Below are 14,442 nucleotides of genomic sequence, written 5' to 3' on the forward strand. Positions count from 1 at the left end.
CTTCGATTGCACACCTGACAACATTGTCAGGTGGATCGACCGCCCGTCGGCACATCGAGCCGTGGCGGTTGACGCAAATCGGTAGTTGCAGGATTATTGATCCATCGCATGCGATTTAATCGCTAGCGATGAAGAGGCGACCTTTCCTGCATTACCGAAGCCAGGTCAGTACGCTGCAATGTTCCATCAAATATATCGTATGCGATTAAATCGCATGAATTATCGAGGAATCCATCATGAGCAAGATCGAAAAAGTCCTGGTTACCGGCAAAACCCACACCACCCTGAGCAACGGCAGCAGCACCGCCCGTGGCCTGGATATCACGCTCTCGTCGCCTGGCGCGAGCAAGCCTGCTCTCGAATTCAAAGGCACCGCTCCACACCCGACCGCCGAGCAACTGTTCTCCGGTGCCTGGTCCGCCTGCTATATCGCCGCGGTCGAGCTGGTGGCCAAGGAAATGAACGTGGCCCTGCCTGAAGGCCTGGCGGTGCAGATCGAGGTCGACCTTGGCCAGACCGGCAAGGACTATTTCCTCCAGGCCCGCCTGACCACCCGTTTGCCAGGCCTGGATCGTGAAGTGGCAACCGCCCTGGTGCATGCCGCCGACCAGGTCTGCCCATACTCCAAGGCGACCCGCGGCAACATTGATGTGGTCCTGGATGTGATCACCGAGTAATCACGCGGACGATCCTCTGTTACGGGGGCCTCCAGGGCAGGGGGCTTCCGATGGGATCGCATGCGATATAAGGTAGGGGCCTGGACGGCCCTATCTACCTGTGAGGATCACTATGAAACCTGTCGAGAAAGCAGCTCCTGTCAACCTCAACCTCGGCGACTTTCTCTGCTTTGCCGTGTATTCGGCCAACCTGGCCTTTGGCAAGGCCTATAAGCCGATGCTGGAAAAGCTCGGCCTGACCTACACCCAATTCATCACCATCGTTGCGCTCTGGGAGCAGGACAGCCAGACCGTCGGCAGCCTCGGTGAGAAACTCTTCCTCGAATCGAACACCCTCACGCCCATCCTCAAGAAGCTCGAGGCGATGGGCTACGTGCTGCGTCAGCGTGATCCAGCCGACGAGCGCCAGGTGCGGATCAAACTGACCGACCAGGGGCGCGCACTGCGCAAGGAACTTGCGCAAGACAGTTTTCCGCAGACGGGCCTGGAGGCGGATGAGTTCGTGGCCTTGCAGCAGTCAGTCGTGCGGCTGCGCAACAACCTTATCCGTACGCTCAAGGACGCTGAGTGAGGTCTCGCCAGGGACAGGCAGTGCCTTGAGGAATGCGCCAATCTGCCGGGCACCGCGCAGATGGACTACCGGAACCTGTGGTGCGATCGCCAGTCGCGCCGCTTCAAGTGACGGGCGACTGGTGCGGTCGAAGTGCCACACGTAGCTGAGGAACGTCAGGAACTCCCGGTCCAGCTTCTCCGGGCAATCGGCTGGCAGGTCCGGGCGGGGCCGGTTCACCAGGTTGCGAACGATGACCCGTGTCAGGCAGGTCAGTCGCCCGGTGTCGAGCCAGATGACCAGATCGGCGCGTGGCAGGCGCAAGTCAAAGGTCCGCCGGGCATAGTTGCCTTCGCAGATCCAACTGTCCGCTGACACCGCTTCCCTGACGCGCGCGCGAAATGACTCGTTGTCGGGTTCAACCCAACCGGGCTGCCAGAACAGTGCATCCAGGTGCACCACCGGTACGCCCAGGTGCTCGCCCAGAAGGCGCGCAAGGGTGGATTTGCCGCTGCCGGAATTTCCCAGGATGACGATGCGTTGCATGAAGAATCTTCCCTGATTGCGTGAACCTGTTCTTCGAGTCGAAGAGCAGGTGCAATGTTAACTTAAACGCTATTTGGATCCAATATTGATTTAAATATGTCCTGTATCTCTCGGCGTTGTTTTATTGGCGTCAGTGTTTCATCAATAACAGTTTTGTCAGCTTGCCAATGATGTAAAGGCGACCGTTCATCGGTATGTCGCAAAGCGCTCATGCGTATCGCATCCGCTTTTTTTGTTCATATAAGTGCTGATATTTCAGGTTTTTTTCTTTTGCCGGTTAGTGTCGTAATCGGCCTGTAAGTTCAGTAAAGGCCAAATGCCACTTTTTTGGCCGTTCACTCCACTTGCTTGCTCTAGCAGTCAAAAAAAAGGCGGCTATGTTTGTAAATGACGGGTCCGCAACGGACCTTGCGTATGCTTGTGGAGTTCTTATGAAAAGGACTGATCTTGCTACTATCGTCACTACGCTTATCGCCGCCAGCTCTTCCACTTATGCCAATTCGGCACCCCCCTCAGATCCGGTGTTTTCTGCCGGTCTGATCGGTAGCTATAGCGAGCTCGAATTCAAAGGGCGCAGGAGCACGGATACCGACCATATCCCAGAAGGAGGATTGTTTCTAAACTTCGGCAATAAAATGAGCGCGCAAGCCGGGCTGATCTATCATGCAGAGATCACCGGACAGTACGCAAAAAGTCAGGGCGAAGAGATCAAGGACGCCCAGGCCGATCTTGATCTGGGCTGGCGAGTTGCACTGGACTCAAGCAACTTCCTGGATGCCATGATAGGCGCTGGCTATAAATGGAATCGCTTTTATCCAAACTTCAACAAGTTCGATGTCGATCTCACCAGTCGTACACCCTTTGTGAAAGCGGCCGCCGGTTATAATCATCAGTTCGACGCTGTTACCCTGCGCCTCGAGGCGGGGGTCAGAAGGACGGTGAGTGGCGATTCCGAGTTGAATATCAACCGTATCAGCAGCGAGGAGCTGGACTTGAAAGACACCAGCAATCCTTATGTCGAACTGCACTTGCTGTTCAACCCGAATGGCGACTTTCCCGTCATTGCCACCCTCTATTACAGCCGCTTCAAGTATGACCTGGATGGCCAGTTTGCACTGACCGACTTCGACAAGCAGAACCGCGATGAGTATGGCCTGAAACTGGGGTTGGTGTTCTAGTTCGCGTTTGAACCAGACCGCTATGCCGCCACGCGCAGTGACACATGGCGACGGCAGGGCAAGGGTTCAGTGTGCGTCGGCAAGGAACCGGGTAACCGCTTCCAGCAATGCTTCAGGCGCTTCGCGGTGAGGCACATGGTGGCAGCCATCGATAATCAGGCATTCGCCGCCGCTTGCCGGCAGTTCAGCGATTCGCCGGGGATGCAGGGTTGAACCGTACTCATCATGCTCGCCATGGATGGCCAGCAACGGGCAACGAATCGCATCGATCCCGCTCTCGATTGTCCAGTCCCCGAAGGTCGGTGAAAGCCAGGTCTCGGTCCAGGCCGCCAGTACCCAGGGCGATTTGTCACCATGGTACTTCTCAAGACGCGCCATCTGCCCCGGTTGTTCGAACTGCGCCTTGGCCGTGCGGATACCTTGCAGTGTCCGGTCCTCGACGAAGGCCTGCGCCGAGACCGTGATCAGTGCTGCGCAGCGCTGCTGATGCACCGATGCACAGGTCGCCGCCATGGCGCCGCCGACGCTATGGCCCAGGGCGACGAAGCGTTCGATCTGCAGCGCCTCCAGCAGGTGGGTGAAGAAGTGCTCGGCCTCGTCGCGGATAAAGTGGTGTGGCAACTGCCCGGGGTAGGCGCAAGAGCGACCGAAGCCCAGTCGGTCATAGGCAATGACCTCGCGCCCTGTTGCCTGGCACAACAACTGGGGGAAGTCTCGCCACAGCGCGACGCAGCCCAACGAATCATGGAACAGCACGATAGGTGACTTGGTCCGGTCGCCGGCAGCGGCTGCCGGGAACCAGCGACAACCGAACAATTGTCCGTGCGGGGTATCGATCCATAGGGTTTCGGTATTGATGTTCAGTGTCATGCAAGGCCTCGTCGGACAGTTCAGCTAGCGGACAGCCAGCGCAGTGTACCGGTAGCGAGCACCGCAATCAGCACCACCGGTAAAATCGGCAGGCGTGTGGCGGCAAACAGGGTCAGCGCCAGGGCGATGTGGTCGGCTGGGTGTTTCGCTGCCTGTGTTGCGGCTGCCTTGCAATCGATCGCAGGCTTCGCCAGCTCCCACAATGGACGGTGCATACCTGTGCACCCTGTGGGAGCCGGCAACGCCGGCGATGGCTTTCCCCGCGATTGAGAGCGGCCCGCCACACCGCTTCGCAGGCTTCGCCAGCTCCCACAGATACTGTGCGTACCCGGGTGTCAGCCGTGGGTCTCCTGGCCGTCCAGTAACTTCACTGCGCCATTCTCCAGGCCATAGCAGGGGAGTTGGGGTGAAAAGCTCACCTTGGCAGTCGCTTGCACGAAACCGTTGGCATGCATCTCCAGCAGCCTGGCCTTGGCGCAGTCCTGTGCCTGTTGCTGGGTCGCGAAGGTGTCTTGCTTGACGTCGTTGGCGGGGCGAAGTGCCTCGCAGTGCTCGATGACGCAGACGGAATAGCCCATGTTCAATGCTCCAGGAGTGCCGCTCACCTCTGATTCTAGATGCTGGCGGTTCAAACACAGGCGGGTTCCTCCCGTTCGGGACGACCCTTCACTAAAAAGCGGTATCCAGTGGATGGCCTTTCTGTTCAGATATCGCTTCAGACACTGCCCTGCGTACCCTCATGAAGCCTTTGCATGCCCTTGTCCAGCGCTACATTCAGAACGGCAGCCTGTTCGCAGTGCTGGCCGCCTTGGGCTTCAGCTTCAAGGCGATCTTCGTCAAGTTGTCTTATGCCGCAGGCCCCGTGGATGCGATCACCTTGCTGGCCATGCGCATGGGGCTGTCGTTGCCGCTGTTCATCTGGCTGGTGGGGTTCAGCCGGCGGCACAACAATGGGCCATTGACCTTCGGCAGCAGCATTCAGGTGCTGCTGCTCGGGCTGTTCGGTTACTACCTGGCCAGCCTGTTCGACTTCTATGGCCTGCAGTACATCAGTGCGGGGCTGGAGCGCCTGATCCTGTTCATCTACCCGACCCTGGTGCTGATCTTCCAGGCCATCGCCCTGCGTGAACGCCCCACGTTGCGCACCCTGGCGGCCATGGGCATCTGCTATTTCGGCCTGGGGATCGCCTTTGTCCACGACGTCAGCGTTTCGGGCATGGGCAACCAGGTGGTCGTCGGCTCGCTGTGGGTCTTCGCCAGCGCTGTGACCTACGCGCTCTACTATTCGGGCACCGGCATCCTGCTCAAGCGCATGAGCTCCATGCGCCTGGCCGGGTTGGCGGGCACGGCGTCGTCGCTCATGGTGCTGGCGCATTACCTGCTGGTGGCCGATACCTCGCAGCTTGCCCAGTTGCCAGCGGCGGTCTGGGCCAATGCGGCGATGATGGCGATTTTTTCCACGGTGCTGCCGATCTATTGGGTGGCCCTGGCCATCCAGCGTATGGGCGCCACCCAGACGGCCGCCGTGGGTAACCTGGGCCCGGTGCTGACGATTCTGGCATCCTGGCTGGTGCTCAGCGAGGCGATCTCGGCGTACCAGATCGTCGGCCTGGCGCTGGTGCTGCTGGGGGTGTCGCGGTTGAAGCCGGCCAAGCCCAAGGTTGCGGCGCAATCGACTACGACGGATGCACCGGCATGAGCGTCCCGTCCTGGGCAGCGGTGTTGTGATCGGCGGGCGGCAACCAGTCCAGCGGATAGCCCGCCCTGATCCACGACTTGATCCCGCCCCGGTACCAGTACACCTGTTTGTAGCCGAGCTGGATGGCCCGCAGCGCACTGTTGTAGCTCATCCAGCACTGGTTGTGGTGACAGTAGAAAACCAGGGCGCGGGACTTGTCACCCTCGGTCAGACGCTCAAGGTCCTGGGCAAGGCGCTGCTGGGTAGCATCGGTAAAACTGCCGCCCTCGGACGCGTAGCGCAGGTTGATCGCGCCCGGTATGCCCGTACTGCCGCCGATGGACGACAACACCAGCGGTGGCTTGGCAGTTGCCAGTTGCTGGGCCAGGGCCGCCGTGCCGATGACCTGTCCACCGGCGATGGTTGTGGGCGTTTCGCCGCCAAAATTGGGGCCGCTGTGCAACGCGGTCGTCGCTGCGATGGCGCTCAAGGCAAAGTCGTCTGACTGTATTGCTTCGGCCGGTTCACGGTACCGGCTCTGGTAGAACGCATCGAAGCCGGCACCGCTTTCCTTCAGGTTCATGAACTGTCGCGCCACACCGTCCACCCTGTTGTCGTTGCCCACATGAAACAGATCGCCGCCCACCACGATTGCGTTCAGGGCATGGATGACCATGGTGTCATCACGCTTGGCCAGTTGCTTGAGGTCGACGTTTTCCCCATGGCTCAAGGTCCAGCCGTTGTTGCGCAGCACCGCCTTGTCGCAATCGCCGATGCAGGCCAGCCGGGCCTCGCTGACCGACTCGACGCTGTCGTAGGTGTCAGTCGGACCCCGTCGCCAGAACCCCAGTTTGTCGGGATCGTCCAGCCGTGGGCTGGTGGCCGCCGGCACGCCAGCCTGCTGGCGCACGGCTTCGATCAGCTGGATGCCCAGGGTGGAGCGCTCGGTGAACAGGCTCTCCACGCGTTCGCGGTAGGCCCGGGTCACGGTCGAGACGCCGGGATTGACTTGGTCGGCATGTTGGCCTGCCTCGAAATATGCAGCCTGGCTCAAGGGCTGCTGGTCGTTCTGCAGCAGCGGCACTTCGATCGCCTTGTACTGCTCATACATCAGCGCCTTGAACCGGCTGGCGCCGAACAGGGTAGCCCGGTGCTTGCTCTGGAAACCGTCGCTGACATTGGCGTGCACGGCCAGCACTTCGAACGCGCTTCGCCGTGGGTTCCAGACCAGTAGCGGCCCGCCTGAATCACCAAACCAGACATGGCAGTAATGATTGAAGGAAATGTTGCGCGTGGCCGCCGTGTAGTGATGCCGGCTGATATCGACGACGCAGTGTTTGATCGAAGGCGCAATGAAACCCAGCTGGCTTTCGGACAGCTTGAACAGATCCCCCGGGTAGCCGATGGCGGCGGCGCTGAGCTGGCTGGCGCTCGACCAGTTCATGTCATCGGCAAAGCGTAACGGGGTCACAGGCGTTTGCGGTTTGTGTCGAAGCCTGAGAATGCCCCAGTCTTCGCTGTCGTTTTTCACGTGCTTGATCCAGGTCGCGGGTATGACCTCTTTCTGCGAAGGCGAGCGTTCGATGATGACCTGGACGGTTTCCTTGCGGTTCCTGGTGCTGGCGCAGTGACCTGCGGTGACCACCAGGGTGGGCTCGAGGATGAAGGTCCCGCTGCACGAACCTTTCTCCACTTTGATGCGCACCAGGGCGTCATAGGGTCCCTGGTTGAAATCGGTGATGAATTGCCGGTCTTCCTGCACGCCGATGCGCTGCCATACCGAGCGCACGGGCACCAGCCCGCGTTGGGGAACCGGCAGTGGCGCCAGCGCGTCGAGGCTGGCCAGGTCTGCCTGGCGAATGTAGCCAACCAGGCCCTGCACGGCCTGGCGATTGAGCCGGTAGTCGGCCTTCTGGTCGAGAAAGCGCTCCACGGACGCTTCGTCAATCTGGGTGACGTAGCCGAAGGTATCGGGGTAGTCGCGAATGCTGCTGGCAATGGCAGCGAGCCACCCGGGCGTGGCGCACGCCCGTGCATACACCAGCTTCCAGCGCCCGATGTCCTGGATGATGGGGGAGGCCGCGTCCGGTTTGAGATGCACCTGCAATGGCTGCAGGCTCAGGTAGCGTGTGCCGGGGGCGTGGCGAAATCCCCAGGGGATGTCCTGGCCGAAATTGCCCTCCAGGTTGTCGAAGAACCGCTCGCCGCCATAGGTGTCGGGGGCGGGCGTGCCGTCAGGTGATTTGATGGCGGCGGCGATCTCGGCCCAGTGGCGTTTTTCATCCAGGGTGTCGGCCTCATCCATCAGCCGCCAGGCACGTTTGATATTGCCGTGGGCGACGGCCTGCCTGTACCAGGGGAAGGCCTGGTGGCGGTAGGTGTCGCGCAGGCAGGAATCGAAATAGGTGTCGCCGGTCTTCACCATGGCCTCGGCATCACCTGCGTCGGACAGCCGTTTCAGCGTGTCCACATCGCGGCCGGTTTCCACCCATTTGCGCGCCTTGGCAGGGTCGGACGCGATGCCGGGTTGCTGCAGGTAGAGGCAGCCGTAGCCTTCAGCCGCGGCGCCCGACAGGGAGCCTTGCGCAGCTGCGCGGGACAGCCAGGACTCGGCCGTGCGGTTCCTGTACGCCCTGATGGGTGAGTCCTTGAACGTCGGCTCGTCGATGTGCTCGAACTGAAGGTACGCCAGGCCCAATTGCGCGGCGGCTTTGCTGTCGCCTGCTTGCGCCCTGGCGCGGGTGGTGTCGAGCCCGTTGCCGTACTCCCACCAGTAGGCCTCCTTGTCCAGATTTGCCGGCACGCCACCCAGGCCTTTGGCGTAGACCCGCCTGAGCTCGTCGGATGCGGCTTTGCGGTAGTCCTGGTCTGCTGCCGCCTGGGTCAACAGTTCGATGCCGCGAGGCACATCCAGCGGCACTTGTTTTGCGGTTTCACCGGGTTTGAGGCGATTGAGGTAGGCCAGGCCCAGCAGGTAGGCCGACTCGGGGCTGCCCTGGTTCTGCGCCTGGGCAGGCAAGGTGAGGGTGAGCGTGGCGAGTAGAAACAGTAGCCGGTGCGCGAATCGGGCCATGGCATCCCTCGTTGCACAGCGTACGGCTTTGGAGGCCGGGCGAGCCTGCCGAACTGCAGGAGGGCACGCATCCGGGTTTCACCGGTCCGGAATGCTAATTATAGAGGGCGCCCGGGACTCAGGCTGTTGTGGCGGGAGCGTTGCGTGATCGAGGCCAGGCAGGAATGCCTGGCCTCGATCGGCGCTCAGAGCGCCAGCGCCGGCGTCAGGGGCGCATGCTCACGACGAATGCTGGCCAACGGAGCGATCACCAGCAGCAAGGTCAGCACCACGGTCACGCCAATACCCCAGGCCGCCAAGGAGAATCCACCGAGGGAAATCAGCCCGCCGGAGATCGCCGGGCCCACGGCCAGGCCCAGGCTCAGGAAGCTGCTCGCCGCCGCGACCACCCGGCCTTCGCGGTCCAGGGCGGCGGCAAGGCCGGTCAGGTAGCTCAAGGCATAGAAGTAGGTGACGCAGATGGTCATCACACCGGCGGTGTACAGGGTCTTGGAGTGCTCGCCCAGCACGTAGCTCAGGCTGGTGGCGCCGGTCAGCAGGATCGCCAGGATCACCGGGGTGCTCATGCCGAAGCGCTTGCCGACCATGGCGGCGATCAGCGGGCCGATCAGGCCGACCACCGACTGGAACGACAGCAGCACGCCCAGCTCGTCGCCACTGTAGCCGACCAGGGTGCCGATGCGCTCGACGAAGGCCCAGCCCATGGTGTCGCGGGCCTGGAACACGAACATCGCCAGCATCATGCAGATCGCCGGCAGGCTCAGCAGGACATTGCCCGAGCCTTTGTTCGCGTGGGCGACCGGCGAGGGTTCGGCCACCGGTGCGCGCTGGGCCATCATCGGGATGGTCAGCAGCATGACCGCCATGGTCGCGGCCATGGCGTAATACAGGCCGGGCAGGCCGAACTGCGCCATGACCTTGGCGTAGCCGAGCATCACCACGATCATCAGCAACACCGACAGCACGTTCATGTGCCCGGCGATACGATCCGGGTGCTTGGCGCTGGCGACGGCGGCGTTACCGCAGGCCAGGGCCAGGCCTGCGCCCAGGCCGGCGAGGCAGCGCACCGCGGCCAGGGCATAGAGATTCTCGACGTTGGCGCTCACCAGGTTGGCGGCGATGGCCAGCAGGGTCCCGACCAGGGCCAGGGTACGTCGTGGGGCGCGGCCCATGAAGGGCGCGATCAGCAGCGAGGCCAGCATGGTGAAGCCGAACTCCGCCGACATCAGCAGCCCGGCCTGGGCTTCGTTGAGTTTCAGGTCATGGATGATGGCGCTGATCAGAAAGGGCAAGGCCCACAGGCCAAGCAAACCGACACCGTAGGCAGAACCTGCGGCGGAGAACACCAGACTCCAGCTCTCGGGCAAGACGTTTCGTATTGTTTTCATGGGGAAGATCCCTGGGTGGCTCGCACATCGTTGGCTGAGGGCGCGTCGCAGCCGGCGCGCCCGTACGGTGGTGTTACTGCTGGCTCTCGTCGACCGGGGTGCCGTCGTCATACTGCGACAGCCAGGTCACCATGGCATCGCGGTAGCGGGTGAAGCCCTTGTAGTCCACCAGCTCCTGGTCCAGGTCGCGGATCACCCGGTGCATGCGCTTGGCCCATTGCGGGGCGAACTCGGCCAGTTGCTTGAGGCTGACCAGGTAGGTACGCACCGGGAACAGCACGGCGTTGCTGCGTGGCAAACGGTGCAGCGGTTGCAACTCGATACGCAGGTTGACCAGCTCCCCTGCATTTTCCGCGGTGACGATGGTGCGGTCCGGCGCCCAGTCCGGCAGGGTCTCGGCGGAGGTCTCCAGGCGCGGGTTGACGGTGATCGACCAGTTGGTGCGGCGCACCGGGTGGCCTGGACGCAGGCGCAGGAGGAACTTCAGCGCCCGTTGCAGGATACCCATCTCGTGCAGCTTGGGCACCGGCCCGTGGAACTCCATGAAGCTCATGCCCAGGTTGAAGCGCAGCGAGTAGTCGGCGCGCTGGGTGGCCATGCCGGCGCCCATCACCAGGGTGTCGTCACGCTCTTCGAGGAGAATGAACTCGCCCTGGGCCTGGCGGGTGATGTACTCCATCGGCTCCATCGGCAGGGTGCTGGCATCACCGAAGGTGAAAGTCTGGTCGATCTGCAGCGGGCGGTTGATCCAGTGCCACTGAGTGCCCTTTTTCTCCAGGGTGAAGTGCTCGGGGAAGTCGCGCGAGTACGACTCCATCAGCAGTTCGAGCAGGTCCCATTGCGCTTCCATCATGTGTGGCAGGGCGGCGTAGTGCACGCCCGGCTGGCTGTCCAGGGTCTGGGCGCGGTGATGGCACTCGGAGATGTAGTGCTCGTCGATGTCGAACTGGGCGCGCAGGGCGCCTTTGCCGAACGGCACATGGGGCTCGACGTTCATCGAGTACATGTACTGGTCTTCCGGGTAGGGGAAGGGCAGGCGCAGCACGGCTTCGCGGCTGTTGCTGTAGGTGTGCTCGCCGCCGACGTCGGCGTAGGTCTCGATTGGCTTGAATACGGTCATCTTGTTGTTTTCCTGTCTCAGAGGTCTACGACCAGGCGGCTGCAATTGGCGCGGGATACGCAAGGCATGAATTTGCGCTTGCTCAGCTTGTCGTCCTCGCTGAGCCAGTCATCGCGATGGTCGAGGTCGCCATCGACTTCCAGAACTTCGGTCTCGCAGTAGCCGCAGGCGCCGCCCCGGCACAGGTAGGGCACCTTGTAGCCGGCCTGTTCGGCGGCTTCGAGCAGCGATTGCTCGGCGGGCACTTCGATGGTCACGCCCTGGCGCGCCAGGGTGACGCTGAACGGCTGGCCGGTGGAGCCCTGCTCGACGAAGCGCTCATAGTGGATATGGCTGTCGGTCCAGCCGAGCATATGGGCGCTTTCCACGGTGTCGTCGATCATGCTGTCCGGGCCGCAGACATAGACGTGGCTGCCCAGCGGACGACCGAAGAGGATGCGCGCAATGTCCATGCGCTCGTCTTCACCCTGTACATACAGGTGCACCCGCTCGCCATACCTGGCCTGCAGCTCGCGGCCCAGGGCGGTGTGCTCCGGCCCGCGCACGGCCAGGTGCAGTTCGAAGGTGGCGTTCTTCAGTTCCAGCTCTTCGAGCTGCGAGTACACCGGGGTGATGCCCACGCCGCCGGCGATGAACAGGTGCTGGCGGGCGTGCTTGGCCAGCGGGAACAGGTTGGCCGGCTGGAGGATCTGCACCAGGTCGCCTTCGCTGACGTTGTCATGCAGAAAGCGCGAGCCGCCACGGCCGTCGGCGACCCGGCGCACAGCGATCTGGTAGGCGCTGGAGTCGTAGGGCGAGCTCATCAGCGAGTAGGCGTTGCGGTGGGTCTTGTCGCCGTCTTCAAGGACCACCACCACATGGCTGCCACCGGAGAAGGCGGGCAAGTGCTTGCCGTCGGGGGCGACCAGGGTGAAACGGGTGATCTCCGGGGTGAGCGGCTCGATGCGCGCCACGCGCACGGCGAGGGTGCCGTTATGGGTATTCATGTGTCGAGCTCCTCGGCTGCCGGCAGTTCGCCCGGGACTTCGCCGTCGGCCTTGATGCCCTGGAAGGCGGCCAGGCGGCGGGAATAGTGGTCACGCACTACCAGGTCGAGCTGGCAACCGGGGCAGGTGAACACACGCTGGGTAACATTCTCGGTGTAGGTGTCGCAGTGCGCGCACCAGACCCGGCGGACCAGGGTGCCACTGTGCTCGCGCAGCACTTCGTCGCGGTTCAGGTCGACCGCGTTGGCCGCCTGCATGGCGGTGCCGATGAAGCTCTCCGAGCCGCTCAGGTACAGGCGGGTGCCCATGTGAGCGTCTTCCAGCCGGTCGCGCAGGGCGGCGATCAGCGCCTGGTTGCTGGCGAACACTTCCAGTTTGGCGGCCTCGGCCTCTTGCAGGGCCTGCAAGTGGTCGTGCCCGGAGAAGGATTCGACGGAGTAGAGCAGGGTGCTGTTGTGGCGCTGCTCGACGGACATGTCTGCGATCAGGCGCAACATGGCTTCGCCGCCACTGCCCTGGCCCGCGATCAGATGGCGCAAGCCACCTGTCATGGGTTGCAGCCGGTCGTAGACCGGGCGGCTCTTGATGCCGGTAATAAGCATGGTGACACACCTCGTTAGCCGTTACCGCGGCTGTGCCGGTTGGTAACAAAATCGGCTGGTTTCAGGCTCGGGCAGGGGAGAAAGCAGATCTCATGCCATATTGCCTATGGTTTTATATGTTTTATGTCGAGGGCCCGGTCCGGGCGTGTTTCATCAGGTTGATACGGGGTCAGTGCTTGAACATGACGTGGCGTACGCAGGTGTAGTCTTCCAGCCCGTACATGGACATGTCCTTGCCATAGCCGGACTGCTTCATGCCGCCGTGGGGCATTTCGCTGACCAGCATGAAGTGGGTGTTTACCCAGGTGCAGCCATACTGCAGGCGTGCGGCCAGGCGGTTGGCGCGGCCGACGTCGCGGGTCCAGACCGAAGAGGCCAGGCCGTAGTCCGAGTCGTTGGCATAGGCCAGGGCCTGGGCTTCATCGGTGAACGGGGTGATGCTGACCACCGGGCCGAAGACTTCGCGCTGGACGATTTCGTCGTCCTGGCGGGCGTCGGCCAGGACGGTCGGCTCGAAGAAGAAGCCCGGGCCGTCGACCCGTTGGCCGCCGGTGATCACGCGGATGTGCGGCTGGGCCTTGGCGCGCTGGACGAAACCTTCGACGCGCTCCAGGTGGTCGCGGGTGATCAGCGGGCCCAGCTCGGTTTCCGGGTCGTCCTGCAGGCCCATGCGCAGGCTGCCCACCGCATCGCCGAGCTTGCTCACGAAGGCGTCATAGACCCCTTGCTGGACATACAGGCGGCAGGCGGCGGTGCAGTCTTGCCCGGCGTTGTAGAAACCGAAGGCGCGGATGCCTTCGACGGCGGCGTCGATATCGGCGTCATCGAAAATCAGCACCGGTGCCTTGCCGCCCAGCTCCATGTGGGTGCGCTTTACGCTGCTGGCGGTGCCGGCAATGATCCGTGCGCCGGTGGCCACGGAGCCGGTCAGCGACACCAGGCGCACCTTGGGGTGGTTGACCAGTGGCTCGCCCACGCTCGGGCCGCGCCCGAAGAGAATGTTGACGACCCCGGCCGGGAACAGGTCGGCCATGATCCGCGCCAGTTCCAGGGCGGTCAGTGGGGTCTGCTCGGACGGCTTGAGGACTACGCAGTTGCCAGCGGCCAGGGCCGGGGCGAGCTTCCAGGCGACCATCATCAGCGGGTAGTTCCACGGCGCGATGGAGGCGACGACGCCCAGCGGGTCGCGGCGGATCATCGAGGTGTGTCCGGCCAGGTACTCGCCACCGGCGGAGCCCGACAGGCAGCGGCTGGCGCCGGCGAAGAAGCGGAACACGTCGGCGATGGCCGGGATTTCATCGTTCAGGGCAGCCTGGTAGGGTTTGCCGCAGTTCTGCGACTCCAGCCGTGCCAGGGCCGGGGCATGGGCCTCGATGCGGTCGGCCAGTTGCAGCAGCAGGTGGGCGCGCTCTTTGGCTGGGGTCTGCGACCAGCTGTCGAACGCCTGGTCGGCCGCTTGCACGGCAGCATCGACCTGGGCGGCGGTGGCTTCAGGGATGTTCGCCAGCACCGAACCCAGGGAGGGGTTGTACACGGCGTAGGGGCTGCCTTGTCCATCGACCAGTTGGCCGTTGATCAGGAGTTTGGTTTGCATGGCGGATTCCTTGGTTGGTCTTGTTGGTTGGCTGAATCACTAAACCTATGAAACCATATCTTAAAGTTTGATGTTTGCCAACTGGCTAAAAAAACGCCAGCCAAGCGGTAGAATGAGAAAATCATGGCTATCGGGCGACCGATGGTTCGCTATAAGATACAAAACTGAATTTTTTAGCCG

Annotated in this window: 14 protein-coding genes; 4 read left to right on the forward strand and 10 right to left on the reverse strand. The window is 62.5% G+C overall.

Going from position 1 to position 14,442, the window contains the following annotated elements; translation table 11 throughout:
• The first annotated feature begins 236 nt into the window (after window positions 1-236).
• Both ACIQUS_RS15495 and ACIQUS_RS15500 read left to right on the forward strand, forming a co-directional pair.
• Complete coding sequence (locus ACIQUS_RS15495; protein ID WP_403048211.1) at window positions 237-677, forward strand: Ohr family peroxiredoxin; 441 nt, start codon at window positions 237-239, stop codon at window positions 675-677.
• A 112-nt stretch (window positions 678-789) separates the two neighbouring features.
• Window positions 790-1,248, forward strand: coding sequence for a MarR family winged helix-turn-helix transcriptional regulator (locus tag ACIQUS_RS15500; RefSeq protein ID WP_403048212.1), 459 nt, complete (start codon window positions 790-792; stop codon window positions 1,246-1,248).
• Here the strand turns inward: ACIQUS_RS15500 and ACIQUS_RS15505 are convergent.
• Window positions 1,195-1,773 carry an AAA family ATPase gene (locus ACIQUS_RS15505; protein WP_403048213.1) on the reverse strand — a complete coding sequence of 193 codons (579 nt, stop codon included), beginning with the start codon at window positions 1,771-1,773 and terminating at the stop codon, window positions 1,195-1,197. The genes ACIQUS_RS15500 and ACIQUS_RS15505 overlap by 54 nt on opposite strands.
• A 431-nt stretch (window positions 1,774-2,204) precedes the next feature.
• Between ACIQUS_RS15505 and ACIQUS_RS15510 the strand changes: the two genes are divergently transcribed.
• Window positions 2,205-2,951 carry a hypothetical protein gene (locus ACIQUS_RS15510; protein ID WP_403048214.1) on the forward strand — a complete coding sequence of 249 codons (747 nt, stop codon included), beginning with the start codon at window positions 2,205-2,207 and terminating at the stop codon, window positions 2,949-2,951.
• Window positions 2,952-3,017: 66 nt separating this feature from the next.
• Here the strand turns inward: ACIQUS_RS15510 and ACIQUS_RS15515 are convergent, their stop codons facing one another.
• The 3 genes from ACIQUS_RS15515 to ACIQUS_RS15525 all read right to left on the reverse strand — a co-directional run bounded on the left by ACIQUS_RS15515 (window position 3,018) and on the right by ACIQUS_RS15525 (window position 4,399).
• A complete protein-coding gene (locus ACIQUS_RS15515; RefSeq protein ID WP_403048215.1) occupies window positions 3,018-3,821 on the reverse strand; it encodes an alpha/beta fold hydrolase in 804 nt (267 codons plus the stop codon).
• 20 nt (window positions 3,822-3,841) lie between these two features.
• The gene (locus tag ACIQUS_RS15520; protein WP_403048216.1) at window positions 3,842-4,036 is read right to left on the reverse strand and encodes a hypothetical protein; all 195 of its coding nucleotides are present in this window, start codon (window positions 4,034-4,036) and stop codon (window positions 3,842-3,844) included.
• 120 nt (window positions 4,037-4,156) lie between these two features.
• Window positions 4,157-4,399 (reverse strand): hypothetical protein, encoded by a 243-nt coding sequence (locus tag ACIQUS_RS15525; protein ID WP_403048217.1) that lies wholly within the window; start codon window positions 4,397-4,399, stop codon window positions 4,157-4,159.
• Window positions 4,400-4,560: 161 nt separating this feature from the next.
• Between ACIQUS_RS15525 and ACIQUS_RS15530 the strand changes: the two genes are divergently transcribed.
• Window positions 4,561-5,520, forward strand: a complete 960-nt coding sequence (locus tag ACIQUS_RS15530) for a DMT family transporter (protein ID WP_403048218.1) — start codon at window positions 4,561-4,563, stop codon at window positions 5,518-5,520.
• Here the strand turns inward: ACIQUS_RS15530 and ACIQUS_RS15535 are convergent.
• From ACIQUS_RS15535 to ACIQUS_RS15560, 6 genes are all read right to left on the reverse strand, one after another.
• The gene (locus ACIQUS_RS15535) at window positions 5,498-8,572 is read right to left on the reverse strand and encodes a rhodanese-like domain-containing protein (protein ID WP_403048219.1); all 3,075 of its coding nucleotides are present in this window, start codon (window positions 8,570-8,572) and stop codon (window positions 5,498-5,500) included. The two genes, ACIQUS_RS15530 and ACIQUS_RS15535, sit on opposite strands and share 23 nt — an antisense overlap.
• A 185-nt stretch (window positions 8,573-8,757) precedes the next feature.
• Complete coding sequence (locus tag ACIQUS_RS15540) at window positions 8,758-9,960, reverse strand: MFS transporter (RefSeq protein WP_403048220.1); 1,203 nt, start codon at window positions 9,958-9,960, stop codon at window positions 8,758-8,760.
• Window positions 9,961-10,033: 73 nt separating this feature from the next.
• On the reverse strand, window positions 10,034-11,080 hold the full coding sequence (locus ACIQUS_RS15545; RefSeq protein ID WP_403048221.1) for a heme-dependent oxidative N-demethylase family protein: 1,047 nt from the start codon (window positions 11,078-11,080) through the stop codon (window positions 10,034-10,036).
• Window positions 11,081-11,097: 17 nt separating this feature from the next.
• Window positions 11,098-12,066 (reverse strand): PDR/VanB family oxidoreductase, encoded by a 969-nt coding sequence (locus ACIQUS_RS15550; protein ID WP_403048222.1) that lies wholly within the window; start codon window positions 12,064-12,066, stop codon window positions 11,098-11,100.
• A complete protein-coding gene (locus ACIQUS_RS15555; RefSeq protein WP_403048223.1) occupies window positions 12,063-12,668 on the reverse strand; it encodes a dimethylamine monooxygenase subunit DmmA family protein in 606 nt (201 codons plus the stop codon). The genes ACIQUS_RS15550 and ACIQUS_RS15555 overlap by 4 nt, the downstream gene beginning before the upstream one ends.
• Window positions 12,669-12,837: 169 nt before the next feature.
• Window positions 12,838-14,262 carry a gamma-aminobutyraldehyde dehydrogenase gene (locus tag ACIQUS_RS15560; RefSeq protein ID WP_403048224.1) on the reverse strand — a complete coding sequence of 475 codons (1,425 nt, stop codon included), beginning with the start codon at window positions 14,260-14,262 and terminating at the stop codon, window positions 12,838-12,840.
• Between the last annotated feature and the right edge of the window lie 180 nt (window positions 14,263-14,442).

Origin of the sequence: Pseudomonas sp. NPDC090755, from assembly GCF_044769005.1 — a bacterium.
Classification (GTDB): domain Bacteria; phylum Pseudomonadota; class Gammaproteobacteria; order Pseudomonadales; family Pseudomonadaceae; genus Aquipseudomonas.

Excerpts from the sequence above, each read along its gene's own strand:
- ACIQUS_RS15495 (WP_403048211.1), top strand. The coding sequence starts at position 237 with ATGAGCAAGATCGAAAAAGTCCTGGTTACCGGCAAAACCCACACCACC.
- ACIQUS_RS15500 (WP_403048212.1), top strand. The coding sequence starts at position 790 with ATGAAACCTGTCGAGAAAGCAGCTCCTGTCAACCTCAACCTCGGCGAC.
- ACIQUS_RS15505 (WP_403048213.1), bottom strand. The coding sequence starts at position 1,773 with ATGCAACGCATCGTCATCCTGGGAAATTCCGGCAGCGGCAAATCCACC.
- ACIQUS_RS15510 (WP_403048214.1), top strand. The coding sequence starts at position 2,205 with ATGAAAAGGACTGATCTTGCTACTATCGTCACTACGCTTATCGCCGCC.
- ACIQUS_RS15515 (WP_403048215.1), bottom strand. The coding sequence starts at position 3,821 with ATGACACTGAACATCAATACCGAAACCCTATGGATCGATACCCCGCAC.
- ACIQUS_RS15520 (WP_403048216.1), bottom strand. The coding sequence starts at position 4,036 with ATGCACCGTCCATTGTGGGAGCTGGCGAAGCCTGCGATCGATTGCAAG.
- ACIQUS_RS15525 (WP_403048217.1), bottom strand. The coding sequence starts at position 4,399 with ATGGGCTATTCCGTCTGCGTCATCGAGCACTGCGAGGCACTTCGCCCC.
- ACIQUS_RS15530 (WP_403048218.1), top strand. The coding sequence starts at position 4,561 with ATGAAGCCTTTGCATGCCCTTGTCCAGCGCTACATTCAGAACGGCAGC.
- ACIQUS_RS15535 (WP_403048219.1), bottom strand. The coding sequence starts at position 8,572 with ATGGCCCGATTCGCGCACCGGCTACTGTTTCTACTCGCCACGCTCACC.
- ACIQUS_RS15540 (WP_403048220.1), bottom strand. The coding sequence starts at position 9,960 with ATGAAAACAATACGAAACGTCTTGCCCGAGAGCTGGAGTCTGGTGTTC.
- ACIQUS_RS15545 (WP_403048221.1), bottom strand. The coding sequence starts at position 11,080 with ATGACCGTATTCAAGCCAATCGAGACCTACGCCGACGTCGGCGGCGAG.
- ACIQUS_RS15550 (WP_403048222.1), bottom strand. The coding sequence starts at position 12,066 with ATGAATACCCATAACGGCACCCTCGCCGTGCGCGTGGCGCGCATCGAG.
- ACIQUS_RS15555 (WP_403048223.1), bottom strand. The coding sequence starts at position 12,668 with ATGCTTATTACCGGCATCAAGAGCCGCCCGGTCTACGACCGGCTGCAA.
- ACIQUS_RS15560 (WP_403048224.1), bottom strand. The coding sequence starts at position 14,262 with ATGCAAACCAAACTCCTGATCAACGGCCAACTGGTCGATGGACAAGGC.